This window comes from Terriglobus albidus (genome assembly GCF_008000815.1).
In the GTDB taxonomy this organism is placed as follows: Bacteria; Acidobacteriota; Terriglobia; order Terriglobales; family Acidobacteriaceae; genus Terriglobus; species Terriglobus albidus_A.
The window spans coordinates 2310414-2336113 of record NZ_CP042806.1 but is presented as its reverse complement, the minus strand read 5'-3'; the positions used below and the strand labels follow the sequence as shown (position 1 = coordinate 2336113).

The window sequence follows — 25700 nt, the reverse complement described above, 5'->3', positions numbered from 1 at the left end:
ACATCTGGATGGCGCAGTTCGGCGATGATCTTCTCCCGCTTGGGCGGGCCTACCACTGGGAGCACGTTCGTGCCTCGGAGGTCTATCTCGTCCAGCCCGTGAACGGTGGCAGCATCCGCACCTGGACCTGGCAGCAGACCATGGACGAGGCGCGCCGCATCGCAGCCTTCCTGCGCGCGCAAGACTGGGAGCCTGGCGCACGCGTGGCTACGCTGGCCCGCAACAGTGCCTGGTGGATCATCGCCGAGCTGGGCACATGGATGGCCGGCATGGTCACCGTGCCCCTCTATCCATCGCTCCGCGCGGAGTCCATCCGCGCCCTTCTGCAGCACGCCGATGTCCGCGCCTGCTTCCTCGGCGCCGTGGACGACATCGAGGCTATGCAGCAGGGCGTTCCAGCAGGAGTGCTGCGCATCGCTATGCCCAACGCCGCGCCTGAGGTGCTCCGCGGCAGTGACCGCCGCTGGGACAAGATCCTCACCGAATACGAGCCGATTTTGGACTCACCCACCCGCGGGGCCGATGCGCTGGCCACCATCATCTACGCCTCCAGCACCAACGGTGACCCCAGGGGTGTGATGCATCGCTTCTCCCTCTTCCCGCAGATGGGAAGCACCATCGCCTCGCTGGCCAATATGGACAGCAATGAGCGGTTCATCTCGTATCTTCCGCTGGCACATATCGCCGAGCGCGGCGCCATTGAGGCTACCAGCCTGCATATCGGTTGTACCGTCTACTTCACCGCAGGGCAGAAGAGCTTGCTCGCCGATCTCAAGCGCGCCCGCCCTACGCTCTTCTTCTCTGTGCCTCGGCTGTATCTGCACCTCCGCCAGGGCGTACTGGAGAGAGTGCCGCAACCGTGGCTCAATCGCCTGCTCCGTATCCCCATCTTCAGCAGCTATGTGAAGCGGCAGATCCTGCGCCAGCTCGGGCTGGAGCACGTGCGCTTCGCCGCTTCGGGTGCGGCTCCGCTGTCAAGCGAGGTTCTCGCCTGGTTTCGCAGTGTCGGCCTCGCGCTTGTCGAAGGCTATGGCCTCACCGAGACGGGCATCACCCACGCACCCAGACCAGACAACTTCCGCATGGGATACGTCGGCCCCGCGCTGCCCGGCGTCGAGGTACGCATCGGCCCTGACGAAGAGATCCAGATGCGCAGTGCGATGAACATGATCGGCTACTACCGCAATGAGGAAACAACGCGCGAGTCCTTTACTGAGGATGGCTTCTTTCGTACCGGCGATAAAGGAGAGATGGCTCCCGATGGCCAGCTAAAGATCATTGGCCGCATCAAGGATCAGTTCAAGACCAGTAATGGCAAATACGTTTCACCCGCGCCGATCGAAAAGCGCTTTGCTATCCACACCGCCCTCGAGGCCACCTGTGTCATGGGCAATGGCCGCGCACATCCCTTTGCGCTCTCCGTGCTCTCTGCGGAAGCGCGTAGGCAGTGCGAGAGCGGCGGGCTGAATGGCGAGCTCCGCCAGGCGCTCGAAAGACTGCTCGCCGATATCAATGCGGAACTCGACCCGCACGAGCGGATCTCCTTCATCGCGCTCGTCGATGGGCCCTGGGACATCGCGAGCGGTTTGATTACGCCGACCCTCAAGCTCAAGCGGAATGCGATCGAGAAGCGGTACGCCTCCCACGTGGATGAATGGATTGCGATGCAGAAACCGGTCTTATGGGCGCGCGGCCTATGAGCGCATCGCCAGCATTGCTCAACGTCACCGGTCAGCGGCTGGAGGTCCAGCACCTTAGCACACCGCATGCACGCGGCACGATCGTCCTTCTGCATGAGGCCCTGGGCTCTGTCTCGCATTGGCGAGACTTCCCTCAACGGCTCGCCGAACGCTCACCCTGATCGCGTTTGAGGGCAACGATCTCTATTGCTGCTATCAGGGCATCAACTCACCTCAGGTGCGAGTCCGCCGAGGATATGAGCTCCTAACAGGTCACGTGGAGAATGGCGTTTGCCGCGGGCTCCTTTTCTATCAGCCGGATAGCCTCACTGGTCGGTGCGATGACTAATTCGACGTGGCGGCGTTCCGCCTCGAGTTTCACTTCCTTCATAACTGGCAAACGGCCGTACGCCCCGGTGCCGATCACAAGCCGGTGGCATTTCCAGGGTATTTTTTCTTCGATGGACAGAGGCGTATGCCCAAACTCGTCACGGAATTTCCTGGAAGGCGTCTTCTTGCGTTTGCGGACTTCTCCGCGGTCGATCACGACATCCTGCTCGTACGTGGTGCCGTTGATTCGGAGGGTGCCGAAGGAAAATTTGTCGAGGTGCATACCGCGCCTCCCGTGCCGCTGTGTTCAGGCGCTCTTCTTCGAGGTGACGGCAGAGAAGGCAGACCAGCGCTGTTCAACCTCGTGACTACCGCAGCGCGGGCAGACGGTCTTTTCCGCGTCATCATGCTCTGCCATGGTCAGAATCCTGTCGAATGTTTTCTTGCAGGCGTTGCAGAAGAACTCATAGTGGGGCATACAGACCTCCCACAGTCTAAAAGGCTGCAGTTGGATTCTAGAACCGCGGCTGGAGCAGGTTCAACCTTCACCGTATGCCCTCCGGGAAGCAAATCCCACGTACACTGCTGGCTTATGACGCCGATGATTGAAAAGATTTCTGCGATTACTTTTCGGGTTTCGAACATGCAGACTTCGGTGCAGTTTTACCGAGATGTGCTCGGTATGCAGCTGCTTTACGGCGGAGAACGGGCGAGTTTCTCTTCACTGCGAGCGAACGATTCGGAATCTGCAATCCTGAATCTCGAACGAGGTGACAATGTGTCGCGCTGGGGCCGGCTGATCTTCCACGTTACGGATGTGGATGCGGTCTGCACATATCTGAAGGAGAGAGGCTTTGATCCTGAAATCCCGCGGGACGCGTCTTGGGGGGAACGCTATTTCCACATGCTCGATCCAGATGGCCACGAGCTGTCGTTTGCTCAGCCGCTGCAATGAGTTGGCCAGGAATGCGCTCAGAACTGGGGTTTTGTCCTTTGTGGCGGAGGCTACTTCTTCTGCTCGTACTCGCTCCTGTAACGCTCGCGACATATCTGGTTCCCCAACCTCTCGATGTCCTGACGCTCGAACCAGTGAGGAACATAGCCCATGTCGTCGAAGTGGACAGGCTGGTTAGTGAAGATGCGATCTAGGTCTCCTTCAGAGAGTAACCGTTGGAATTTCTGATCGGAATGGAGTACTATTTGCGGCCTAAGAAGGCCTGTTCGCTTTCGGGTGACCACGATCACTGCGACGCCAAACCCAAGCAATCCATGATGGAAAGACAAGTGCGCCATGATTCAACCATCGCTTTCTGCCGATAACCGCGTTTCTTCGGAGACGACGATTCTCCTCGAAGAGCCATCCCAGCAGCCGCCAGTCTCGTGTCGGGTTGAGCCTCGGAGAGTTCCTGTTGAGGAGTATGTGTTCTGGCACAGGAATCGCCGGGAAACAGCCCCACCACCACAAAAGCGGGTGGCGTAACGCTCTCCATGCGGAACGAAGTGTTGAAGGTTTTTACTTTTGGGGATGGGGCTTTGACCGCTGTTCTTGCGGGTAGCAGTCCACGATTGTTACAGAATCACATCGATGCTGTTCTTCGGCCTCTGAAAGTGATTGCCCCTTCTTGGGGACCACGGAAAGGAAGCACCGCATACAAATGGATTGTTCCGGCCCGCCCGGTACCAACTTTGGGAAGAATTTCGTTCCGGAGTCCATGCTCACCTCCCCCAGAGGACAAGGCAGGATGCAAGAACTCAAATCTCTACAAAGCAAATCCTCTTCCCGCGAAGGCCCAACTGATTGCCCGCGACGCGCTTCATCGGGGCATCCAAGAGCGTAGCACTTAATACTTGGCATGGCTGAGTTTTCTTAATGATTTAGAGACCCACACACAGGCTGGCAATGTACTCTAACGGCACTCCCACAAAACCAGACTGCTCGCCGGAAATCAACACTGCTGTCCCTTGGCCTGCGTTCGACCTTTGACTGTCTCACGCTGGTCGAACGACCATTCCCATCTATAGGTGGTCCAGCAGTTCAGAAAGGGAGATTTCAAAGCCGAGCGCTACCACTGCTATCAGCGAGAGCGTCATCGACTTGCGGCCTCTCTCCACGTCACTAATGTGGCTCCGGTCAATGCCTAAATGGGTGGCCATATATAGCTGCGTCCACTGGCGCTCTTTGCGCAGATCGCGAAGGCGTGCGCCAAAACGGGCATCGATGGGAACATGTCGGTCTAGGGAGGAGAATGCCTTCGTTGAGGTAGTTCCGTTACCTAAATGCTGCTTGAGTCTTTCATCTCTGGCCATACCGCACCTCCGGGGTCACTTGTTACTCTGCTAAGCCCTGGGATGAATCCACGACATCTGCTCTGCTGAATTCGTTGTTTTATGGACAGCCTTACTAATGCGACGAGCGTAAATCACTAAGGGACACCGCAACGTAAATTGTTTTCGAAACCGGGCGTAATTTCATACCGAGGCCCGCGGAAGCTTAATTTCACGTAAAGCGCCTTGCGTGAGTATCTGGCGATATAGCCTCTCAAGGCCACGCTCTAGAGCTCATTGCAGTCTGAGCAGTCGCCTATATGACGAGCGTAGGCCCTCCAGAGCGGTTCCTCTGCCATAACTTCATCCACCTTGTTCGTCCAGGACAAAATCCGCAGCTCGTATAGGGGGATTTCTGGGTGGGCTTCGGCAAAATGCTTCAGAATCTCCATCCCAGCACTGCAGGCGGTAATTCTTTAATGGCCCATTGGTCGTTGAACTCAGCTTGGGTCATTTCTTCTCCAGTTTTAGCGGAACTTTCCGAAACACCCGGTTAGAAAATCTCGGTAAACCATACCACGGTTGATCCCCGGGAGGTGGGCATCGGGATCAAACACGAGACTCTGCATGCCGCCGGGAGGCTCATCTCAGGCAAAAAGTTTTCAGTTATCGGTTACGTGATCAATATGGTGTCCATCGCGGATGGCGACTGCCTGGGCGACGCTGTCTTTCGCATCCACCGTCAACACTGTTCCGTGCCGTAGGACGAGGTCCGCGGTTTGCCTTTGAGCATGACCCGGCAAAGACGTTGCGGCAAAAGCCAATACCAACAGAGTTCGCTTCACGAGAGCTCCATTCAGTTCAGGAATTATTCAAAGGAGAAGGTTGGGCCCGCTCGGATCGTGTTGGATCAAGCCGTTCCATAGATAACACGGCCTATGCCCATTGAAGCCCGCATCTGAACCAGAGATGCTATTTGCGGCGAAGAAAAGACGAAAAATTAAACATCCTGCTTGTCTGCCAGATCGTGACGCGATGGCCGACGACAAGACAGCAAAGTCAGAGCGATTGCTCGGTTGAAAACTTTGAGGCCGGGAGTATCATCCTCGCACGCCCCACCGCGCCGTGAACATGACTTTCCATGTGACCTACACCCGCAGCGGAGCCGATTCAAAGGAGGCGATTATGAAGAAAATGACTATACTGCTCGCGGTTTGCACGATGTTTCTTGCGACATCACTCCAAGCACAGGCGCCTCAGGGCCCGCCGAAGCCAGGACCTGAGGTGAAGAAGCTCGACTATAACATCGGCACGTGGAAGGTTGAGGGCGAGGCCAAACCATTCGGTCCAATGCCCGGAGGCAAGTTCACGTCCACGGAAACGTGCGAATGGTACTCGGGCGGGTTCTTCGTCATGTGCCACTCGGAAGGCGCCGGGCCGATGGGGCCAGAGAAAGGCGTCTCCTTCATGGGATACGATCCGAATGAGAAGGTTTACACCTACCATGAGTTCACCAGCACTGGCGATGCTATCGATTCGAAAGGCACAGTGAACGGCGACACGTGGAACTGGACCGCCGAATCCAAGATGGGCGACGCCAAGATCAGTGTGCGCGTCACCATCAAGCAAGTATCCCAAACCGAGTACACGTTCAAGCTCGAGATGTCGCAGAACGGTGGAGAGTTTTCGGTCGTCGAAGAAGCGACAGGTCATAAGGTGACCGCCGCGGACCCGGCTAAGAAGTCGTAGATTCCGTATTCCGGCGAGACTTATGCGCGCCGCGCGGCAACAAACATGGGTTCTTCGGGGCCAAGTATCCCGCCTATCTCCTCTCCGGCGAGTTCGTAGCCGAAGACTTGCGGAAATGCCGGCAAAGACAGGAGCAGAGACGCCGTACTTCGGGCCCAGCTCGCTTGGGAGAATACTCCGTCTAACACACGCGACTTTGCAGCCCTTCGGAGGCCGTCATTCTCGAAGGCCGCCGGCCGGTAGATCAAGGAAATTGTCTCCAATGATCACAACTCGAATCGAAATAGAAAGGTATCCACACCCTTTGGGCTGAAGAGACCGTTCGGCTTCCGCCAGTCTGAAGCAATCGCCACGAGGAACTTGCTTGGTGCTACGTCCTGCAGATGCGATGAGATCGAGATCCCCTCGTATGGATTGCCCAATCCCACAAAAACACCGCGCTGTACACTTAGGTCACTCTCCAGGACGCTACTTGCCTGGTAACGGATCTGCTTCAACTAGTGGGGATGATGCCCAATACGATCCATTTGCCTCACAGCCCGGGACGTCGCCGCCGTATTTTGCTCGCCATCGTTCCTTTCGCGGTCCTCTTCCTCTTCGGTAACACGGCGCTTTCGAGCTACGTAAACAGTCTCTGGTTTTCCTCGCTCGGCTATGGAGAGGTCTTCTGGAAGACCCTGGGAATGCAATGGGGTGTCTTCGCCGCAGTCGCGACGACGACCTTTCTCCTCTTCTACGGAACCTTCTTCGGCTTGAAGCGGATACACCGCGATGACCTGCCCGGCAGCCACACCATCATCCTCAATCGCCAACCGGTCACGATCCCGCTCGGCTCGCTCATGCGCTGGTTGTCAGTGGGCGTTTCAGGCGTCATCGCTCTCGTGAGCGGCCTGGCCATATCTGCGGATTGGCCTGTTCTGGCGCGCTTCTGGTACACGCCAAAAGTCGCCGGAGGCACGCTTGATCCCATCTTCGGCAGGCCGCTGAACTTTTACCTATTTACACTTCCAGTCTGGAGACTCACGGCGGACTGGCTCACTACGCTCGCGCTCTTCGCCTTCGGCATTGCCGTCCTCTTTCTCTTCATCGCAAACGGAAGCCGGGCCCTCGAAGGACGGCGCGAACACTACATCAAGCCACCTTGGCACGGCCTCTCCCTCGCGTCCGCCTTCCTGTTGCTCATGCTGGCCGTGCGGATGTATATCGGCCGCTTTGACCGACTGCTTGGGGACCATACAGTCTTCTCCGGCGCCAGCTACATGGACGCGCACCTCATGATTAAAGGCTTGCTGATCCTCTGTGTTGCGCTGCTTCTGGGTGCAGCAGTTGCGACGGTCAGTGCCTTTGCGGATCGTGGCAGGCGCTGGCTGGGCCTGGCTGTATTGCCTGCGGTGATCTCCTTTGTGGCGCTGCAGCTCTTCAGCTGGTACGTGAACAGCTTCATCGTCAAGCCGAATGAACTGGTACGGGAGCGGCCGTACATCGGCTACAACATCGAGTTCACGCGCAAGGCGTACGGGCTGGATCGCATCACGCAGCGGGAGTTCTCCGCCCAGACGACCGTCGAGTCAGCCGACGCCGCGAACAACCAGGACACCCTCAAAAACATCCGGCTCTGGGACTGGCATGCTTTGCAGGACACCCTGCGCCAGATCCAGGAGATCCGCACTTACTACGACTTTCCCGACATCGACATCGACCGTTACGACCTTAATGGCACAACTCGCCAGGTGATGATTTCTACTCGTGAACTCAACACCGAGAAGCTGCCCGAGAGCAGTCGCAACTGGATAAACGAGAAGCTCATCTACACGCACGGCTACGGTATCACCATGAACTCCGTCAACGGCTTCACGGCGGAGGGCCTGCCGCTCCTGATGCTGGGCAACATGCCTGTCCAGAGCACCGTTCCCGGACTCACGCTGGCGCGGCCAGAGGTCTACTTCGGTCAACTGACGGATAAGGACGTCTACGTCAAGACAAGCCAGAAAGAGTTCAACTACCCGCAAGGGCAGTCGAACAATCTGACCTCCTACGAAGGCAGTGGGGGCATCGTCCTGGGGGGAAGGCTACGACGTCTGCTCATCGCGTTCGATCGCGGCGATCTGGCTAAGCTGCCGTTCAGCGATGACATCCGCCCTGACAGCCGCTTGCTAATGCGGCGCAACATCATCGCGCGCGCGTCGGCGCTGGCGCCGTTCCTAACCTTCGACTCGGACCCCTACATCGTGGTCGGGGGCGACGGCAGGCTGTCCTGGATCATCGACGCCTTTACCACATCAGAAACCTTTCCCTATTCGCGGCACTTCAACTTTGCCGGCGACTCCATCAACTACGTGCGGAATAGCGTCAAGGTAGTCATCGACGCCTACGATGGCACGACGACCTTCTACGTCTTTGATCCCCAGGATTCGATTGTTGGATCCTATCGGAATATGTTCCCGGGCCTATTCAAGGACGGCAGCGCAATGCCGGAGACGCTGCGCACGCACGTCCGTTACTCCGAGCTGCTGCTGAAGCTGCAGGCGGAGGTATACGGTCTGTACCACGTGACCGATCCGGAGATGTTTTACAACCGCGAAGACCTCTGGACACCCGCCTCCGAGAGTAGCGTCGATGCGCAGGGCCAGCGCAGCACCCAGCCAATCGCCCCGAACTTCGTTCTCATGAAGCTTCCAGGCGAGAGCGGCACCGAGTTCGTCAACATTCTGCCGTTTACGCCGGCAAACCGCAATAATCTCATCGGCTGGATTGCGGGACGCAGCGATGGCGCGCATTATGGCTCCGCGGTCGTCTACAACTTTCCCAAGACGAAGCTTGTCGATGGTCCTCTCCAGGTTGAGGCCCGGATTGATCAGAACGCCGAACTTTCCGGTCAATTGACGTTGTGGAACCAGCAAGGTTCGCGCGTCCGCCGAGGCAATCTCCTTGTCATTCCCATCGGAAATGCCTTGCTCTACGCGCAGCCGATCTACCTGCAGGCCGAGCGAAGCCCGATGCCCGAACTGCGTCTCGTCGTACTTGCTCTACAGGATCGCCTCGTCTACGGACCGACCTTCGAGGCCGCGATGGCAGGGCTCTTTGGCGGGGCGGCGTCCTCCACCAGCACTGCTCAGCAGACGCAGTCGGGCACGCCGTCACCGGCGGCTTCCAGAAACCCCAAGGAACGGCCAGACCCAAAGGCATCCTGTAGCGCTCGCATTCCCGAGGCCGCCAAATATCTCTCCGATTATCAGCGCTTGACGTCGGAAGGCAAGCTTGGAGCCGCTGGCGCAAAGCTCGAAGAGCTGAAGCACGCGTTGGATGAATTGGCTGCTTGTAAGTAAGCATGTCGGCTGCCAGGGAGATATCTTTCCTATAACACCCGGGGTTGACCTGTATTTAAGTACGGATCGTATCGTTAGGATGTCGGGACGCCCAGTGCTCTCTCATCCCATGCTGCTCGCGAGCATGGCGAACTCGTCTTTTGCGGATCGCTTGTTCCCATCTTAGTGGCGATGTGGATCACATAGCAGCAATGATCGCATCCGCGAATTGCATCGTTCCATACGAGCCAGCCATATCTTGGGTTAATGCTTTGCCTTGCCGGTAAACGTATTCAAGCGCCTTCTGAACTCTCTGGGCCGCGATCGGTTCATCGATGTGCCAGAGCATGAGAATAGCCGATTGCAATAATCCCGTCGGATTCGCGATATTTCTTCCCGCTATGTCCGGGGCAGAACCGTGGACAGCCTCAAAGATTGCAATCTCGGTACCGAGGTTCGCGCTTGGCACCAATCCCAGGCCGCCGATAAGGCCGGCACAGAGATCACTCAAAATGTCTCCGTAGAGATTCTCTGTCAACAAGATGTCAAATTGCTGCGGATTCAGAACCAGTTGCATACAGGCGTTGTCGATGATTTTCTCGCCGTAGGCAATCGTAGGAAACTTCTGACTGACCTTCCGTGCACAATCTAGAAATAGACCATCGGATAGCTTCATGATGTTCGCTTTATGGATTGCGTCGATTTTCTTGCGATGATGCGTTCTTGCATATTCGAATGCAAACCTGGCAATCCGCGTCGATGCTTTTTCGGTTACCAGCTTGATGGCTTCAACGACTCCAGGGGCTATTTCTTTTTCACGTCCTATGTAAGATCCCTCGGTGTTTTCACGCACAATGATCAGATCCACATCAGGATATTTCGTTGGAACACCAGGCAAATTTTTGACTGGACGAAGGTTGGCATAGAGCTCAAATTGTTGTCGCAGGGCAACATTTACGGAGCGGAATCCACCGCCAACCGGAGTTGCAACGGGTCCCTTCAATACGACCTTGGTCCGTTCAATCGAATGACTGAGTTCTTTCGGAAGATATTCCCCATGCTGCGCGAATGCATCCGCGCCGACAGTAAACGATTCCCATGCAAACCTAACGCCAGTGGCCTCTAAAACCCGGATAACTGCATTCGTGACCTCTGGGCCGATTCCATCGCCGGGAATCAATGTAATGGTCTGTATTTTTTGATTATCCACATCTTCCTCCTCAGATATGCAAACCGACTTTAAACCGGAATACCATCATCTTCTTCTGAACCATGGCACGAATCGTATAGGGAATGCCCCCTGTCCCGCGACCCGGAGTTACTTCCATGCAGCACAAAGCACATGTTTCTACCCAGAATCCTCCGCACAAGGCTTCAATTTTGCTGCCGGCAGCTTGTAGCGTCAAATTGCAATTTATGTCTGCTGCGATTTTTGCGGTGGTTTCATGGTTTTTGGCATCCATATTAAACATGGTGAGCTCATGTTCAATCTCCTACCGAAAGACGAGAAGTTCTATGACGAGCTTGAACAGCTCGCGAACCGCGTTGTCAACAGTGCTGGTCAGCTTCAGAGCTTAGTTGTGAGTTTTCCTAACCGCGACGGGCAGATTCAGTCCATCGAAGGTGACCGTCTCGGTGCAGGCAGAATTTTCAAGGAAAGTCTTCTTCGACTTGACCAGGCCTTTATTACGCCACTAGACCGTGAAGATATTCTCAATCTCATCACGGAGATGTACGGTGTTGTCGACCGCGTGGCTGAGCTGTCACAACGTTTTCGTCTGTATGGTATTCAAGATTTGCACCCGACGCTGGAGGGGCAAGCCAGAAACCTGTCCACACTCGCGGGAGTTCTCAGCCAAATCATCCATGGCGTTCGGAGTGGAAAGAAGCTCAAAGATTGCCAACCTGCGCTGGATACAGTCGCCGGCACGATGGAATTGGTGAAGCGAGATCGCGAAATCTTTCTTGGCGGCCTATTTATCGGCAATCCCGACCCGCTCGATGTGATCAAGAAGAAAGAGCTGCACGACCTCCTGGAGGATGCGATCGAACGCTGTGAAGAAGCCACTGAAGTGCTTGTTCGCGTTCTGCTCAAGAACGGTTAGAACAGGAGGCTATGAGCATGCCGACTCTCGACCTTGTGTTTGCACTCATAGCAACCGCGCTCGTCTTCGATTTCTTTAACGGATTTCATGATGCCGCCAACTCCGTTGCCACGGTCGTCACAACACGCGTGCTCACGCCGGTTCAGGCCGTGTTCTGGGCTGCTTTCTTCAACTTTATTGCGGCATTTTTATTCGGTACCGGTGTCGCCAAGACCATTTCGGATAAGCTCATCGATCCAAAAGCCGTAGACATGTATGTTGTCTGTGGTGGACTGATTGGCGCTATCGTTTGGGACATCATTACCTGGCTGACAGCCATGCCGACGAGTTCGTCGCATGCGATCATTAGTGGCTATGCTGGGGCGGCGGTCGCTCACGCCGGCTGGAAGGCCATTCTGCTGAAGGGATGGATTCCAGTTGTCATCTTCCTCATCGTTTCTCCCATCATCGGTGCGGTTCTCGGCTGGTCGATCATGACTGCCAACTCTTGGCTTACCTACCGTACCGAACGGTATCGAGCGGAAAAACGTTACCGCCATCTTCAGTTGATTTCAGCAGGCCTATATTCCTTGGGGCACGGAACCAATGACGCGCAGAAGACCATGGGAATCATTGTTGCTCTTCTAGCCGCCGCCGGGCACGAGCAGTGGGGAAAGGCCGGTCCGGACAGCTTCCAAGGCTTGACAGGAAAACACGAAATTGCGTGGTGGATCATTCTCTCCTGCCACGCTGCCATGGCCCTTGGGACAATGGCGGGAGGATGGCGAATCGTCAAAACGATCGGTTCACGAATCACTCCTCATCTACGTCCCGAAGGTGGTTTTGCGGCTGAGATGGCCGCGGCAACGACCATTGGGCTGGCCACCATAGCAAAGGTCCCGATCTCAACTACCCACGCCATCGGGGGAGCCGTGCTTGGAGTCGGCGCAACACGCGGACCTCATGCCGTGCGCTGGGTCTGGGGCGAAAAGATCGTCTGGGCCTGGGTGATGACGTTTCCCGGGGCGGCATTGATCGGTGCTCTTGGGTACGAGCTTGCCCATTGGTATGTAGAGCCCCTCATTCACTAAGTGCTACTGAGAATATTTCGTAGGGTACGGACATGCGGGATTTTGGTGAGTACGGCGCCCCACGAGGACATACGCTCTAGCGTGAACTAACCGATAGTCGCCAACTCCCGGGCGGTCGCCAACTCGACAGTTGACCAGCGATGAACTGGGTCCGAGCATAGAGTTTCGCAACAGTCTCGAACGGGTTTCGCTGGCCCTTTGTTCTCAGCCTTCGCCTAGTCCTTCATGGCGAACTCACCGGGCAATCTGACCTCACCACTGGAGCGGCCATCCCACTTCCCTTTCCGATCGACAACTCCGCTTCAAAATTCATCGCGAGAGAACATCTCATTGCGCGGATCGATTATCCGCTGCGCATTCCGTAATCCAGCGTAATTAGGAGAAACGGAGCATATCTCCGCGCGCCGTCAACGAAGTCGATGACGCCTAAATCATTCAACGTGAATGGGTTGAGCACTGTACCCTTTTTTGTACCTGAAGCCAGGTATCAGTGCCTCTCTGTTAAGCAGAGAAATGCAGGTAAGTCTATTGAAATAAACGAGTTATAGGGGGAATATTTGGTGCCGGGAGGGGGGGTCGAACCCCCACGGGCGCAAGGCCCGGCGGATTTTGAGTCCCGTTTTTATGGTTTTGCAGCGAGTCGCAATGGATCGCAAAAAACTGCACAACTATTTCATTTTCAATGCGATATGAGCCATATTACGTTTGCAATGCACCGCATAAAAAAGCACAAAAGTCGAAAACGAACAGCCACCAAAACAGCCACCAGATTCATCATTTTCCCGGCGGAATGCTTTTCTAACGTGCTCCAGCTTGCTGGCTGTTCTGTCGCTGGGTGGCTATTCTGGTGGTCGCTACTAGAAGCCACCACGGCCCGCGTCGCAATCATAGCAAGCAGGATTGCGGTTGGGGAAACAGAGAATCCACCCAATCAGGATGCTCTCTGGCTGGCAAAGACTTCTTCAAAAAAATTGCGCACGCGCTCAAATACGGCGGTAAGGTCTGGTGGCAATCCGCACTCCTTCGCGAGGGTTTGAAACGGCGTCGTCCATTCAGGTGGCGGGGCATCCAGCGTTTCTGGCAAGGGATGCGTTTCGCGGCGCTCAAATGTTAGCCGCAGCGCGTTGAGAATCTTCTGCCGGTCCAATGTGTTATCGCCGATCAGGAGCGCCATATCCACCAGGTCTTTCACACGGCTGTTGGGAGTGTTGCGCGGCAGCGTGTATGCGTGAATCTTTTCGGCGAACTGTTGTTCGCGGGCAATCAACAGCACCTGCGACCGTTCGACTCCAGCGAATGCGAGCCAATCTCGCGTTTCGATGATCTCCACCGGATGTATGACAATATCTCCGATGCCTGCGTCGAGGTGGAACTTTGCGAAGATTCTTCCATCCATACGAACTTCGACCGGATAACGCGCTCCTCCATAAGGAGCAGCCGTTATGTCCGTCATGGGAGAACCAATCGTGAACTCGAACCAATCTCCCAGCGGGAGACTGGCCGCTGTTTGAAGCATCTCCCGGACAACCTGATTTATATCGCTGCCATCGGTTCCATCGTTTACTCGCCCCATAGTCAGGTCGATGTCCACGGTAGATCGTGCCATCTTAAAGCGAAGTTCCAGGGCGTAGCCGCCCTTCAATACCCACGGCGCCGAGCCATCGTGAAACAACCGCGCCAGCAAACGATCGAATGACACCTGCCGTCTGAGACGGTTGATGTCGGTTTGCTCCGTCTGCGATGTCTTCTTCAAGCGTTCTTCAAGGGCTCTCCGAAAGGCTCCAGCGGTTGTGTACTTTTTCGGTTCTGTCATTTGGCAGCTCGTGAGATTGCTTCTTCGATGAACTCGCGTGCAGGCTCACTCATCGTTGCTTTTTGAATCTGCTGACGAGTAATCAGTCCCCGATCAACCGCTTGCCTCGCCGCCTGACGAATGAAGTTCTTCTCTACTGTCCCGTCTTCAATGAGGTCAACAACCGTTTGCAGAGGCCGCGTGTATCTATACCCAGGGCCACTCTGGATATCGCTTTCTGCAAGATGGCTGTGATGGAGTATGAGAACGCCGGGAATCTCGCTATTACGCCTGAAGTTGGGAGGAACGGTCATATGGAGTTTGGCCGGATTGAGATCAGACAGTTCGTGGAGACTGATTGCCGTTTGATGGCTATAAACCCCTTCGACCTCTTCTTTCCGGTTCTTTGACCAAAGCGACCAAAGGGCAAGGTCTGGCCGATCCGTCGCAGGAAATCGAGCGAGCCGATAAATGCCGCGATGCTCACGAATCCAATTCCCAACCTGAACGTGGTAAGGATGCGTGTTTTCTGCAAATCCTGCCGCCTTAGCCTGCTTCGTGGTGAAGTAGCCCTGTTGCTGTTCGGCAAGATCGAACAGACGCTGCGACGCTTCCTGACGAACTTGAGCCATACGCACAATACTACAACTAATTTGAGGGATTGTGCCTCCGCTTTTCGAGTGGCCTACATCTCATCTCGGCACACTTCAACTCGTTACCTACGCGAAACGCTCACGCCACAATACTTTCAGGATGATCCCCGCGCGCATACTTTCGCAAATCTGCCACAGGAATCAAAACCCTTCCACCGATTCTTCGAGTCGGAAGTCTACGATTTGCTATCAGGTAATCGAGCCCACGCTGGCTGATCGAGAGGAGCTGTGCCGCCTCTCCTCTGCTGACAAGTAACTTCTCTTCGGCTGGAATTGTGGCTCGCGTTGGTGGCTTCTTCTGCGTAGTGTTGAATGGCTGCATGGTCCGTTCCCCTATAAGAACTCGTTTCCTACAAACCCAATCCGTATCCCATACTCCGCTCCAGTACATGCTCTGAGGCGGGACCTATCCTCTGGGGCGTTCCGGAGATTGCCTGTCCTGGCTCGAGCACGCTCTTGTGCGAAACATCGTGGCTTAACGCCTGCACTAACTTGTCGCGGTCATTTGTAAATATCTGCGCGTCCCACTGCCCGCGCGAGACGGATACATAGGCCATGCGGTGATTCAGTAAATCCTTAGCTCCTAGCTCAGTATCGGCATGAATCAGAACACGCTCTGCGGTCTGTCCTTGGCTCGAATGGCTCGTGACAGCGTAGCCGTGGTCGATGTGCGGGAAGCCATGCACCCGGACTTCAACATTGCGTCCGCTATCAAGTTTCAAGCGCACCGAACCGTTCGTGCCAATGTTCTCAATACTGGCGAGCTCCCGGTTGGCAATCTTCAGCTCTTGATTGGGTGCCGTGAATTGAATGCGATCACCAACGGAAAACGCCTTCTCATCAGCTCGATATACAGAGACGCCCATCTGACGGCGCGGATCGTAGGTCGTCTGCTCACCGTTGCCGCGCAGAACCCTAAGCAGATTCTCCTGGCCGTTCACGGTAAGAACACGGGCATACTCTCCTTTCCCGATGCCGGTCTCCTTCGATGTCCGCGAATAATGCAGTACGTCATTGGGCTGATACTGCTGTGCCCAACTGCGATCCGCGCCGGTCAGCTCCTGCCGCGGGACAAGTACTTGCATCGTATGTTCCCGTTTGCTAACGATGTCTTGCTTCTGTAGCTCCCGATGAATCGCGGTATTGATCTCAGCACGGGAGCGATTATCCGGTGACACAACAAGCGTGTTTTCCGGCGAAGCTGCATACTCACGTGCTATCGAGGATATTCGCGCATCACGCCCGATCACTTCATGCACTCGGCCCTGGATGTCGAGACTTTCAATTGCTGCTGCGACATGACCGCGCGCCAGCATCTCAACCGCCTCTTTCAACTCTGGATCAAGCTGTCGCAGAATCTCATCCAGCTTTACCGTGTGCATCCCGGCTTCTTGAAGCTGCGCGAAAGGACGACCAGCCTCTACACCTTCATGCTGACGCACATCACCAACCAGCAACACGCGATCATTCCGATGAAGACGTGAAAGGAACTCGTGCATCTGCCGTGTGGACGCAAGAGAGGACTCATCCAGCACGTAAAGGCGCTTCCCTCCAGTATTGGGACGTTCGCCTTTGACTAAATGATGCTGAAGCGTCGATGTCATCATGCCGGCCTCTGCGAGCTTCTGTGCGGCTCGGCTTGTTGGTGCGAATCCTTCGACACGGTAGCCCTGTGCTTCGACACCTTCACGAATGACTGACAGCGTGGTCGTCTTACCCGCCCCTGCTACGCCATCGAGCCCAACAATCTTTTCGCGAGTCAGGAAAATGTCATCTACTGCGGCAAGTTGAGACTTGCTCAACTCTGGATGCGCGTCCTCAATGCGGATTCGCAGAACTGGCGACACCAACATGGAGCTCTCGTATCGGCTCTCATTGCCCTTCCGCACAAGGCCGATGATCTCCCGCTCCAACCGCACCATCTCGGCTGTCGTGTACTGCGGTGCTGCTCTTCCGTCTGAGCGCTCTACCAAACGGAACTCGCCATGTTGTACACGTTGCTCGAACTCTTGCCGAACTTGGCTGTACGTCGCTTGGCCCATGCTGCGATCCATTGCAGCCTGCAAGATGCTGCGCTCATCCTGCACAGCCGACCGCTCGAATACGTGATTCCGCGAGTACGTCATCGACTGCTGTACTGCTTTCTCGGGCTGCTGCTCGACCTTGTGCTCGCGCTTCTGCACCTGGGCTACGACATGATCGGGCTGATTGCCAAACTTCGCCGCAAGCTCACGATGCCGTTCCAGCACCTCTTCACGCGAAAGAATGTCCTTGCTGTCTCTTGTCCGATGGGCCGCAACTTGCGCGGCTCCTGCACCGTCGCGGCCTATCTCTTGAAGATGTTCTTTGATCTGTGCGCGCCGTGGGCTCGATGCTTCCAGATACTCCTGTGAGTACCCCTTGATTTCTGGCTGCCCATGTTGACCACGCTCGATCTCGTAACCAAGTCCTTGTAGCCGCATGGCAAGCTCTGAGCGATACACACTTGTCGCATAGTGCTGTGACTGAAAGAGACTGCGCTCCTGCAACGCGCGGGTCTGGCCATTCTCGCGCTCTGTGATGTTGAAGATCACAGCATGGGTATGAAGCTGGGGAGCTGCATATCCGTCAACAGGCCGTGCAGTGTCATGCTCGAAAGTTGCCGCGACAAACTTGCCAGTTGTCTCAGGCGCACGAACATTGCCGATGCGAGCCTGCGTGTAATGTTCCAATTCATGCAGCGCAACGCGAACGCTTTCACGATGTGCATCACGCACACGGTCATCACCACCAACAAGAGCCGTCACCGATACGGACTTCGGCGCAGAGAAGGTTGCATCCCAACCTGCGCGATGTTCTGCGCTCGTGATCTGCTTGCCGTACTCGTTCTCATAGGTTCTCGCCGGTTGATGCTTGACGAGCTGCGCGGCGCTCACTGGATGCTGGCCTTCGCTTAACCGCGCAAATTGCTCATCGGCGACGGAGCCATGCAGACCCCATTCACGCGCAAGCCCTCCTTGCCACTCACTGTGTCCCCGGCGATCACGGCTCCAGTAGTTCTGCTTCTCTGACGTGAACTCTCGCGCATGGTATGTACGGGCTTGGTTGGCCGACAACGCTTTGGAAAGAGTCAACATGCGTAGAAGCCTCAACACGTGAACTGCAGAATCTCGCAACTGCTTGCTGCATAGCGTAACTCCAAATATGGAAATGTAGAGCCTAATTTCAAGAAATATTTTCGGCGCGATAGTTGCGAATACCAGCATGGATATTGAATGAAACAGCTATTGAACGTCTAATTCATCGCATATAACTAGGCTAACGTGACCTCTTCTAGTAGACGAAGAAGCACACGAATGCATAGACACAAACAAGGTCAATGAAGGTATCTCTGAAGCTCGAATGTCAGAGAATATGGAAGGTCGCAATGGAGTGCTTTGAGGGCCGCGAAGCTAATCAATCCACTGCGATTTATCCCACGGCTTAGGGAGTGCGTCACCGTTGCGAATAGCTGTTGCGCCCGGAAAGATCATATGGCGCCTTGGCTTCGCAGGAAAGGCTACTGGAGCAACCGACTTTTCATCTCTCGAAGGCATGTCACGTTCAGCGTGAGATGGTCTGTGATTGGTGGCCGCAAGGGGTTGTTCTCCGGGCTTCAATTGGGGTCTCGAAAGACTTCCTTTTGCCCAGGCAAAGAGACGCTTCTCCCCCTCTTGAATCTGCTCTCGAAACTTCCACCAAGGAGCACTCCAATCGGGGGCGAACTCATCTCCATAAACCTCTTCATAAAGCCGTCTCCATTCCGCAGTTAACTCCTGCCTCATAATGACCACGACATAGAGGACAAGGAACGGTATAACGCAGATAGTGAAGAGCGGTTCGACGATCACTTCCCGGAAGGTGCGGTTGCCGTAGAAATCCTCTTGCAGGAAGGTCGCCAGCTCGAATGACTTCCATCCTTGGACAGGCATCTTGACCAGTTGAGTCCAGCCTCGCTCGCGGGCTGAAGATGACAGTCCAATCGGAGGAAATCCCGATCCCTTTGAATCGACATCCTGCCGATTTACGGGTTCGCTTTGCCGTCCCGGAGCCGCCTTATAAAGCCACTCGATTTGAGTGGTATTTTCAGGACGTTCAGCACTCTTAGAACTCTCCCAATAGGCCATCAAATAGTAGCCTTCGAGCGGCGGCAATTCCCCCCGAAACCATGCCAGGAGCGCGGCCAATGCCAGCGTTGGAATCGAGCACATCAGCAGTCCTGTTCTCCACGGAAATGCCCTGCGAAGATCCGGCCATTGCATGATGCTTTTCTCCTCTTATTTGGTGGCGGTTCGCGACTGTTTTTGGGACAGCAATTCGCGAGCCTTTTGTTCCTTAATAGAGTCTGCATAAGCAGAAATCTTGCGCATGTCTTCTTTGCTCAATGGCCCTTTCGATGCCTGGGCAAATAGGTTCAGCATGAGGTCCCGCATCCCTATAATCTCCGCCAATAGAAGAGCATCAGTCTGTGTCTCTTGTGGAGCGCGGACATTGGCAAGAGCAGTGTCGCGCAGCCATTCGGATACCTTTTTCCCAGCCTTAAAGGCCGCCGCTTCAACCTCGCCAAGCTCTGCTTCTGTGAGCCTGGTTGCGATGGATTTCACCCGAGAAGCGTCACTCGCTGCCGGATTGCCCGAAGCTGGCTCTGCGACTTGCTGCGGTTTGGTATCAGGAGAGGCCATGAACAATACCACCTATTAAGACTTCTCTGGTGTCCGCTTGGATGCGTTTCGAGTCGACGTAGTTTCTATAACTACGCCCTTGATAGGGCAAATAGCACGTGTAGACAGCAACAGAACCGCATGTTTACGTCCGTGAACACGAAAAGGTAATCCGTTGCAGGGAAAAGAAGTTAACGGACTGTGCCCCGGCGGAGCTCCACAGCACCCATTTGGGGATGACGTGTCAGCTCTACACCCGCTGCGCAGCAGCGCAACCTCTTTTGACGACAAACGGACGATTGCTCCAAGCACAGCTCAAAAGGCAAATAGCGATTTATCAGATGATGCGATGCAGATTGCCACCGTGAGACCGCTGGCCATCGTAGAAGGCGGCCACGGTCCATCCACTAAACTAACCAGATGCTCCTCACGATTTCCACGACCCATCACCCGGCCACCGACCTCGGTTATTTGCTGCATAAGAATCCGTCACGTCTCCAGACGGAGGCGCTTTCGTTTGGAAAGGCTTATGTCTTTTATCCCGCTGCGTCTGTCGAATTCTGCACAGCAGCTCTGCTGGTCGAGATTGATCCCGTCGCTCTCGTTCGCGGACGGGGACCTTCCGGTGAAGGCGGTCAGTTGGAGCAGTATGTGAACGACCGTCCCTACGCTGCGAACTCATTCCTGAGCGTCGCGATGGGGCGGATCTTCAGCACGGCGATGAGCGGTCGGAGCAAGGATCGCCCTGAACTTGCGGAGGTACCAATTCCGTTGACGGCACATCTGCCTGTCATTGCGGTTCGGGGTGGTGAGGAGTTGGTCAGGCGTCTCTTTGAGCCGCTTGGCTATGCCGTCGAATTGAAGGGATCACAGCTTGACGACAAGTTCCCGGAGTGGGGGGCGTCCCCCTATGTCGGGCTCACTATCGCCGGTACAGTGCGGCTGCAAGATCTTCTCACCCACCTCTATGTGCTGATTCCAGTTCTCGACAATGAAAAGCACTACTGGGTCGCTAACGACGAGATCGAAAAGCTACTGAAGCGTGGCGAGGGCTGGCTTGGTACTCATCCAGAGAAAGACCTCATTGTCTCGCGCTACCTGAAGCGCCAGCGAAGTCTTACGCGAGAAGCGTTGAGCCGCTTATTGGCAGAGGACACACCAAGCGATGAGGTAGACGAGATACCCTCGGCGGAGTCGCCTGTGACGGAACGCACACCTTCCCTGCACGATCAGCGCCTGCAAACGGTGCTTTCAGTCATCCGGGATACAGGGGCGAAGCGCGTTGTCGATCTCGGTTGCGGCGAAGGCAAGCTATTGAAGTTGCTTCTATCGGAAAAGCAGTTTGACACGATCCTCGGCATGGATGTCTCCTGGCGTTCGCTGGAGATCGCGAAGGAGCGCTTGCGACTCGACGAACTACCGGAACGCCAACGCGGTCGAATCGAGCTGATCCAAGGATCGCTAACCTACCAGGACCAGCGGCTGAACGGGTTTGAAGCAGCCGCCATTGTGGAAGTCATAGAGCATCTGGATGCGCCGCGACTGGCGACTTTCGAGCGCATCGTCTTCGAATTTGCTCGACCGACGCACGTCGTTTTGACCACTCCGAACGCAGAGTACAACACGATCTTTGAGACGCTTCCGGCAGGCGAATTCCGTCATGGCGACCACCGTTTCGAGTGGAAACGAGCTGAGTTTGAAGGCTGGGCAAGTGGAGTTGCAGAGCGGTTCGGCTATGGAGTTCGATTCGAGCCGGTAGGGCCAGTCGATATGGAAAAAGGCGCCCCAACGCAGATGGCAGTCTTTACTCAGAAGGAGGTGGCGGCATGAAAATCAGCATTCCGGAATTGTCGCTTGTCCTCCTGGTTGGGCCCTCGGGCTCTGGCAAGTCTTCGTTCGCGCGTAAGCACTTCCTGCCCACCGAGGTTGTGTCCTCCGACTTCTGCCGCGCGCTCGTTTCTGACAACGAAAACGATCAGTCTGCCACCGGAGATGCTTTCGATCTACTGCATGAGATTGTTCGCAAGCGGCTCGCTCGGGGCCACCTCACGGTAGTCGATGCAACCAATGTCCAGCCAGAGGCACGAAAGTCTCTGATCGCGCTGGCAAAGGAGTTTCATCTCTTTGCAGAGGCGATTGTCTTTGACCTTTCGGAGCGCGTGTGCCAGGACCGCAATGTGCTTCGTCCTGACCGGCAGTTCGGGCCGCACGTCATTCGCAACCAGTCGCAGCAACTCCGCCGTTCTCTGCGCGGACTGGAACGCGAAGGCATCCGTCACGTCTTCAAGCTTTCAAGCCCCGAGGAAGTGGATGCCGTAACCATCGAACGTCACCCACTCTGGAATAACAAGAAGACCGAGCACGGCCCCTTCGACATCATCGGAGACGTTCATGGGTGCTTTGATGAGCTTGTCGAGCTTATGGCGCAGCTCGGCTACACGGTGAATCAAACCGATGGTGTTTATTCGGTTTCGTCCTCCGGTGACCGCAAACTGGTTTTTGTAGGCGATCTTGTTGATCGTGGCCCAGGAACGGTGCAGGTTCTTCGCCTCGTCTCAAGCATGGTGCAATCCGGCCAAGCATTCTGCGTTCCCGGTAATCACGATATGAAGCTCGTGAGAGCTCTGCGAGGCCGGGACGTGAAGCGCACGCACGGTCTTGCAGAAACGATGGAACAACTCGGCGAGGAGTCAAATGAGTTCCGCGCCGAAGTCGCCAAGTTTCTCGATGGCCTTGTCAGTCACTATGTCTTTGACGACGGGAAACTGGTCGTCGCCCACGCTGGCCTGAAGGAATCCATGCACGGTCGAGGGTCAGGAGCGGTGCGTGAGTTTGCCCTCTTCGGAGAGACTACGGGAGAGACGGACGAGTTCGGTTTGCCCGTTCGCTACAACTGGGCTGCGGACTATCGCGGTAAAGCTCTAGTCGTCTATGGACACACGCCCGTGCCCGAGCCGCTCTTCCTGAACAATACGATCAACCTCGATACCGGCTGCGTCTTTGGCGGGCAACTCACAGCCCTGCGTTATCCCGAGCGGGAAATCGTGTCCGTCAAACCGCACCAGACGTACTACGAACCTGCCCGTCCATTCCTGCCTGAAAAGACGGAGGCTATACGGAATTTGCAACATGCACAAGACGATGTGCTTGACCTTGCCGATGTAGTCGGTAAACGCCTCATCGACACACGGTTGAAGCCGAAGATCACGATTCGAGAAGAGAACGCTATCTCCGCGCTTGAAGTCATGAGCCGGTTCGCGAGTGACCCCAAGTGGCTCATCTATCTTCCTCCGACGATGTCACCCACCGAGACGAGCAAGCACGAGAACCTGCTCGAACATCCCGACGAGGCATTCGCCTTTTACCGCAAAGAGGGCATCACAACTGTTGTCTGCGAACAGAAACACATGGGCTCTCGAGCTGTCGTTGTCCTCTGCAAAGATGAGGCCGTATCTCAGAAGCGTTTCGGTGTTGTACAAGCGTCACTCGGAACGGTTTACACACGAACCGGTCGTCGATTCTTCACAGATGAAGCATTGGAACGTCGGTTCCTCGTTCGTCTGCAATTGGCGGTTGAGAAGTCGGGGCTTTGGGATGAACTCGGGACCGATTGGCTTTGCTTTGATTGCGAGCTGATGCCCTGGTCCGCAAAGGCACAGGAGTTGCTCCAGAAGCAGTATGCGCCTGTCGGCAACGCTGGCGTCCGTGCATTGCAAGCTGAGAAAGATCTCATCGCAAAAGCTATGCTGCGCGTCCCCGGCCTGGAATCGCTCTCTGCGCAGACTACTGAACGGCTCAACGCTGTCGAGCATTACACCACGGCCTACAGGCAATACTGCTGGCCGGTAAATTCGTTAGCCGATCTCAAACTTGCTCCGTTTCATCTCTTGGCAAGCGAAGGCGCAGTCCACACGGACAAGCCGCACACCTGGCACATGGAGATGATCGCCAAGCTCTGCAGCGCGGATACCGAGATATTATTCGCAACCCCATTCAAGATCGTCGACCTTCAAGATGAGGCAAGCGTTGCGGACGCAGTTGCTTGGTGGACGAAGATGACGGCTCAAGGACGAGAAGGAATGGTCGTCAAGCCGCTCAACTTCATTGCAGAAGGCAAGCGTGGAATTACCCAGCCGGCGATAAAGTGCAGAGGTGCAGAATACCTCCGCATCATCTATGGCCCGGAGTATCTCCTCCCCGGAAATCTTGAACGGCTGCGTTCTCGGAATGTCGGAGCCAAGCGGTCTCTCGCAAGCCGAGAGTTTGCACTTGGTATTGAGGCGCTGGAGCGATTTGTTCGCAAGGAGCCCTTACGTCTCACCCATGAATGCGTTTTCGGAGTTTTGGCTCTGGAAAGTGAACCAATCGACCCAAGGCTCTAAAAACAGATATTCCGTCCTCGCACTCACTAGGTACTGGCGAGTAACTTTGGAGCAGTTGCGGTTGCTTTTCATGCCATGCGTGGCATGTACCTACATGCCGAACGCCCCCTGGCGAAGGCGGGGTAGCAAGGCGCAAGGGAGGGGTCTCCCCCACCCTTGCAGCGGAGCCAACGGCGGAACGGAAAGGGCGAAGCGCAGCGAAGGTCTGCACAAGCGAAGCGCGGAAGATTGGGGAAGCCCTTGCGCCGCGCGAGGGCAGCGCCCTTAGATGGCCTTAGCCTTCTTTGTTTGTGCGTGCTGGTGCGCTTGATCTCGCAAGGTCGAAATAAAGGATTGGAGGATGCCTTAGGAGAGTATGACTCGGTTTAACCGTGCAAATCTGCCGTTGCGTGGCAGATTTACATGGTTGCCCGAGTGTGAGTGGCTGTTGCAGCGGATAGACTGATATTCTATATCCGACGGAACAGCCATCAGGAGTAGTCAATGCGCGGAGTATACGAAAAGCCGGAAGGCAGCGGTGTATGGTGGATTCACTACTACGCGTCTGGGAAACGACATCGCGAAAAGGTCGGTCGCAAGTCAGATGCCATTAAGCTGTACCAGAGCCGCAAGGCCGATGCGACTGCCGGTCGAAAACTGCCGGAATTGCGAGACAGCAAGGTATTGCGTTTTTCCGAACTGATCGACGATGCCCTGGAGTTCGTAGCCGATCACAAGGATCGTCGCAGCTACATCAGCAAAGGCGAAATCGTCCGCAAGGTGTTCGGCTCGCGGCCCGCCGGAGAGATTACACCACAGGAGCTTGATCGCTGGCTTCGCTCTCACTGCAAAACGCCCGCCACCGCAAACCGGTACAAAGCCTTTATCTCGCTTTGCTATCGCGAGGGTGTTCACAACAACAAAACCACCATAAATCCCGCACGTCAGGTTCGTCACCGTCGTGAAGGAGTCGGTCGTCTTCGCTTCCTGACTCGCGAAGAGTATGACAACCTTTACAAGGTGATTCAAACAAACCATCCGGAGCACCTGGCCGAGTTCATCATCTCCGTAACTACAGGCATGCGGCTCTCGGAGCAATATTCGTTGACGTGGGGACAAATCCATCTGGACCGCCGCACTATCGATCTCATCAAGACGAAGAATGGCTCCGCCCGTACCGTTTATCTAAATGCAGACTCAGTCGCTGCGTTCGAGAGCCTCCGCCGTAAAGGACAGAAGGCTACAGATCCCATCTTTCTGAGGCAAGGTGCCCGCTTCGACACGCGTTCCTGGTTCGTCCCATGCCTCACAGAGGCCGACATCGAAGGTTACGTTTGGCACTCCAACCGACACACATTCTGTTCATGGCTTGCAATGGCTGGCGCTTCCATCAAAGAAATCCAAGAACTCGCCGGGCATAAGACGATAACTATGTCAGCCCGCTATAGTCACCTATCCCCCGAGCATCGCCTTTCGGTCATCGATCGCATTTCGTCCGTGATTGAACAGGAATTGTAAGTGACGAAATGGGCACTTGTGATTAGTATTCCGTTTAGCTTGTTGGATCGCTGCCGTAACAGTTACGTATCCAAAAGCTTCATGGGCGTTGATGGCTGCGTTGATGGCTAACGACAGCATCGTTGAACCCTCAAAAACGCTGGGAAAAACAGCTATATCGAATTTCAGTACCTCGCCAGCACCCTCGGCGATTT

The 25700-nt window shown here is 55.4% G+C and carries 22 protein-coding genes; 10 read left to right on the top strand and 12 right to left on the bottom strand.

Features of this window, described 5'->3' with window-relative positions; all coding sequences use genetic code 11:
- Nucleotides 1-8 precede the first annotated feature (8 nt).
- The gene (locus FTW19_RS09450) at nt 9-1700 is read left to right on the top strand and encodes an AMP-binding protein (protein ID WP_147647390.1); all 1692 of its coding nucleotides are present in this window, start codon (nt 9-11) and stop codon (nt 1698-1700) included.
- On the top strand, nt 1697-1861 hold the full coding sequence (locus FTW19_RS25780) for a hypothetical protein (protein WP_187143393.1): 165 nt from the start codon (nt 1697-1699) through the stop codon (nt 1859-1861). Before FTW19_RS09450 ends, FTW19_RS25780 begins: the two co-directional genes overlap by 4 nt.
- Nucleotides 1862-1944: 83 nt before the next feature.
- On the opposite strand, the gene FTW19_RS09445 is transcribed toward FTW19_RS25780, so the two are convergent.
- Entirely contained in the window at nt 1945-2292 is a 348-nt protein-coding gene (locus tag FTW19_RS09445; RefSeq protein WP_147647389.1) for an MTH938/NDUFAF3 family protein, read from the bottom strand.
- A gap of 24 nt (nt 2293-2316) precedes the next feature.
- Nucleotides 2317-2487 carry an FmdB family zinc ribbon protein gene (locus tag FTW19_RS09440; RefSeq protein ID WP_147647388.1) on the bottom strand — a complete coding sequence of 57 codons (171 nt, stop codon included), beginning with the start codon at nt 2485-2487 and terminating at the stop codon, nt 2317-2319.
- A 114-nt stretch (nt 2488-2601) separates the two neighbouring features.
- Here FTW19_RS09440 and FTW19_RS09435 point away from each other — a divergent pair, with 114 nt between their 5' ends.
- On the top strand, nt 2602-2964 hold the full coding sequence (locus FTW19_RS09435) for a VOC family protein (RefSeq protein WP_222705552.1): 363 nt from the start codon (nt 2602-2604) through the stop codon (nt 2962-2964).
- A 1061-nt stretch (nt 2965-4025) separates the two neighbouring features.
- On the opposite strand, the gene FTW19_RS09430 is transcribed toward FTW19_RS09435, so the two are convergent.
- Together FTW19_RS09430 and FTW19_RS09425 are read right to left on the bottom strand one after the other, a co-directional pair.
- Nucleotides 4026-4316: a helix-turn-helix domain-containing protein gene (locus tag FTW19_RS09430; RefSeq protein WP_147647386.1), complete on the bottom strand. Its 291-nt coding sequence runs from the start codon at nt 4314-4316 to the stop codon at nt 4026-4028.
- Between the two features lie 620 nt (nt 4317-4936).
- Nucleotides 4937-5119, bottom strand: coding sequence for a hypothetical protein (locus FTW19_RS09425; RefSeq protein WP_147647385.1), 183 nt, complete (start codon nt 5117-5119; stop codon nt 4937-4939).
- 340 nt (nt 5120-5459) lie between these two features.
- On the opposite strand from FTW19_RS09425, the gene FTW19_RS09420 reads away from it, so the two are divergent.
- Together FTW19_RS09420 and FTW19_RS09410 are read left to right on the top strand one after the other, a co-directional pair.
- Complete coding sequence (locus tag FTW19_RS09420) at nt 5460-6023, top strand: DUF1579 family protein (protein ID WP_187143392.1); 564 nt, start codon at nt 5460-5462, stop codon at nt 6021-6023.
- Nucleotides 6024-6529: 506 nt separating this feature from the next.
- Nucleotides 6530-9349 (top strand): UPF0182 family membrane protein, encoded by a 2820-nt coding sequence (locus FTW19_RS09410; RefSeq protein WP_246153657.1) that lies wholly within the window; start codon nt 6530-6532, stop codon nt 9347-9349.
- Between the two features lie 178 nt (nt 9350-9527).
- On the opposite strand, the gene FTW19_RS09405 is transcribed toward FTW19_RS09410, so the two are convergent.
- Together FTW19_RS09405 and FTW19_RS09400 are read right to left on the bottom strand one after the other, a co-directional pair.
- Nucleotides 9528-10538, bottom strand: coding sequence for an isocitrate/isopropylmalate dehydrogenase family protein (locus tag FTW19_RS09405; RefSeq protein ID WP_147647382.1), 1011 nt, complete (start codon nt 10536-10538; stop codon nt 9528-9530).
- Between the two features lie 10 nt (nt 10539-10548).
- A complete protein-coding gene (locus tag FTW19_RS09400) occupies nt 10549-10800 on the bottom strand; it encodes a hypothetical protein (protein ID WP_147647381.1) in 252 nt (83 codons plus the stop codon).
- Nucleotides 10801-10809: 9 nt separating this feature from the next.
- Between FTW19_RS09400 and FTW19_RS09395 the strand changes: the two genes are divergently transcribed.
- Entirely contained in the window at nt 10810-11433 is a 624-nt protein-coding gene (locus tag FTW19_RS09395) for a DUF47 domain-containing protein (protein WP_147647380.1), read from the top strand.
- Nucleotides 11434-11450: 17 nt separating this feature from the next.
- On the top strand, nt 11451-12503 hold the full coding sequence (locus FTW19_RS09390) for an inorganic phosphate transporter (protein ID WP_147647379.1): 1053 nt from the start codon (nt 11451-11453) through the stop codon (nt 12501-12503).
- A 931-nt stretch (nt 12504-13434) separates the two neighbouring features.
- On the opposite strand, the gene FTW19_RS09385 is transcribed toward FTW19_RS09390, so the two are convergent.
- The 6 genes from FTW19_RS09385 to FTW19_RS09360 all read right to left on the bottom strand — a co-directional run bounded on the left by FTW19_RS09385 (nt 13435) and on the right by FTW19_RS09360 (nt 19648).
- The gene (locus tag FTW19_RS09385; RefSeq protein ID WP_147647378.1) at nt 13435-14316 is read right to left on the bottom strand and encodes a nucleotidyl transferase AbiEii/AbiGii toxin family protein; all 882 of its coding nucleotides are present in this window, start codon (nt 14314-14316) and stop codon (nt 13435-13437) included.
- Nucleotides 14313-14927 carry a type IV toxin-antitoxin system AbiEi family antitoxin domain-containing protein gene (locus FTW19_RS09380; RefSeq protein ID WP_147647377.1) on the bottom strand — a complete coding sequence of 205 codons (615 nt, stop codon included), beginning with the start codon at nt 14925-14927 and terminating at the stop codon, nt 14313-14315. The genes FTW19_RS09385 and FTW19_RS09380 overlap by 4 nt, the downstream gene beginning before the upstream one ends.
- Nucleotides 14928-15027: 100 nt before the next feature.
- Nucleotides 15028-15270, bottom strand: coding sequence for a helix-turn-helix domain-containing protein (locus FTW19_RS26435; RefSeq protein ID WP_187143391.1), 243 nt, complete (start codon nt 15268-15270; stop codon nt 15028-15030).
- 28 nt (nt 15271-15298) lie between these two features.
- Nucleotides 15299-18064 carry a MobF family relaxase gene (gene mobF / locus FTW19_RS09370; RefSeq protein WP_147647375.1) on the bottom strand — a complete coding sequence of 922 codons (2766 nt, stop codon included), beginning with the start codon at nt 18062-18064 and terminating at the stop codon, nt 15299-15301.
- A gap of 315 nt (nt 18065-18379) precedes the next feature.
- Nucleotides 18380-19228: a hypothetical protein gene (locus FTW19_RS09365; RefSeq protein ID WP_147647374.1), complete on the bottom strand. Its 849-nt coding sequence runs from the start codon at nt 19226-19228 to the stop codon at nt 18380-18382.
- A 15-nt stretch (nt 19229-19243) separates the two neighbouring features.
- Nucleotides 19244-19648, bottom strand: coding sequence for a plasmid mobilization protein (locus tag FTW19_RS09360; protein WP_147647373.1), 405 nt, complete (start codon nt 19646-19648; stop codon nt 19244-19246).
- Nucleotides 19649-20047: 399 nt separating this feature from the next.
- On the opposite strand from FTW19_RS09360, the gene FTW19_RS09355 reads away from it, so the two are divergent.
- The 3 genes from FTW19_RS09355 to FTW19_RS09345 all read left to right on the top strand — a co-directional run bounded on the left by FTW19_RS09355 (nt 20048) and on the right by FTW19_RS09345 (nt 25506).
- Nucleotides 20048-21457 carry a 3' terminal RNA ribose 2'-O-methyltransferase Hen1 gene (locus FTW19_RS09355; RefSeq protein ID WP_147647372.1) on the top strand — a complete coding sequence of 470 codons (1410 nt, stop codon included), beginning with the start codon at nt 20048-20050 and terminating at the stop codon, nt 21455-21457.
- Nucleotides 21454-24009 carry a polynucleotide kinase-phosphatase gene (locus tag FTW19_RS09350; protein ID WP_147647371.1) on the top strand — a complete coding sequence of 852 codons (2556 nt, stop codon included), beginning with the start codon at nt 21454-21456 and terminating at the stop codon, nt 24007-24009. The genes FTW19_RS09355 and FTW19_RS09350 overlap by 4 nt, the downstream gene beginning before the upstream one ends.
- Nucleotides 24010-24492: 483 nt before the next feature.
- Nucleotides 24493-25506 carry a tyrosine-type recombinase/integrase gene (locus tag FTW19_RS09345; RefSeq protein WP_147647370.1) on the top strand — a complete coding sequence of 338 codons (1014 nt, stop codon included), beginning with the start codon at nt 24493-24495 and terminating at the stop codon, nt 25504-25506.
- Nucleotides 25507-25700: the final 194 nt, after the last annotated feature.

Bases quoted from the DNA above. Each gene is read 5' to 3' on its own strand.
- FTW19_RS09450 (WP_147647390.1), top strand. From the start codon at position 9: ATGGCGCAGTTCGGCGATGATCTTCTCCCGCTTGGGCGGGCCTACCAC.
- FTW19_RS25780 (WP_187143393.1), top strand. From the start codon at position 1,697: ATGAGCGCATCGCCAGCATTGCTCAACGTCACCGGTCAGCGGCTGGAG.
- FTW19_RS09445 (WP_147647389.1), bottom strand. From the start codon at position 2,292: ATGCACCTCGACAAATTTTCCTTCGGCACCCTCCGAATCAACGGCACC.
- FTW19_RS09440 (WP_147647388.1), bottom strand. From the start codon at position 2,487: ATGCCCCACTATGAGTTCTTCTGCAACGCCTGCAAGAAAACATTCGAC.
- FTW19_RS09435 (WP_222705552.1), top strand. From the start codon at position 2,602: ATGACGCCGATGATTGAAAAGATTTCTGCGATTACTTTTCGGGTTTCG.
- FTW19_RS09430 (WP_147647386.1), bottom strand. From the start codon at position 4,316: ATGGCCAGAGATGAAAGACTCAAGCAGCATTTAGGTAACGGAACTACC.
- FTW19_RS09420 (WP_187143392.1), top strand. From the start codon at position 5,460: ATGAAGAAAATGACTATACTGCTCGCGGTTTGCACGATGTTTCTTGCG.
- FTW19_RS09410 (WP_246153657.1), top strand. From the start codon at position 6,530: ATGATGCCCAATACGATCCATTTGCCTCACAGCCCGGGACGTCGCCGC.
- FTW19_RS09400 (WP_147647381.1), bottom strand. From the start codon at position 10,800: ATGTTTAATATGGATGCCAAAAACCATGAAACCACCGCAAAAATCGCA.
- FTW19_RS09395 (WP_147647380.1), top strand. From the start codon at position 10,810: ATGTTCAATCTCCTACCGAAAGACGAGAAGTTCTATGACGAGCTTGAA.
- FTW19_RS09390 (WP_147647379.1), top strand. From the start codon at position 11,451: ATGCCGACTCTCGACCTTGTGTTTGCACTCATAGCAACCGCGCTCGTC.
- FTW19_RS09385 (WP_147647378.1), bottom strand. From the start codon at position 14,316: ATGACAGAACCGAAAAAGTACACAACCGCTGGAGCCTTTCGGAGAGCC.
- FTW19_RS09380 (WP_147647377.1), bottom strand. From the start codon at position 14,927: ATGGCTCAAGTTCGTCAGGAAGCGTCGCAGCGTCTGTTCGATCTTGCC.
- FTW19_RS26435 (WP_187143391.1), bottom strand. From the start codon at position 15,270: ATGCAGCCATTCAACACTACGCAGAAGAAGCCACCAACGCGAGCCACA.
- mobF (WP_147647375.1), bottom strand. From the start codon at position 18,064: ATGTTGACTCTTTCCAAAGCGTTGTCGGCCAACCAAGCCCGTACATAC.
- FTW19_RS09365 (WP_147647374.1), bottom strand. From the start codon at position 19,228: ATGCAATGGCCGGATCTTCGCAGGGCATTTCCGTGGAGAACAGGACTG.
- FTW19_RS09360 (WP_147647373.1), bottom strand. From the start codon at position 19,648: ATGGCCTCTCCTGATACCAAACCGCAGCAAGTCGCAGAGCCAGCTTCG.
- FTW19_RS09355 (WP_147647372.1), top strand. From the start codon at position 20,048: ATGCTCCTCACGATTTCCACGACCCATCACCCGGCCACCGACCTCGGT.
- FTW19_RS09350 (WP_147647371.1), top strand. From the start codon at position 21,454: ATGAAAATCAGCATTCCGGAATTGTCGCTTGTCCTCCTGGTTGGGCCC.
- FTW19_RS09345 (WP_147647370.1), top strand. From the start codon at position 24,493: ATGCGCGGAGTATACGAAAAGCCGGAAGGCAGCGGTGTATGGTGGATT.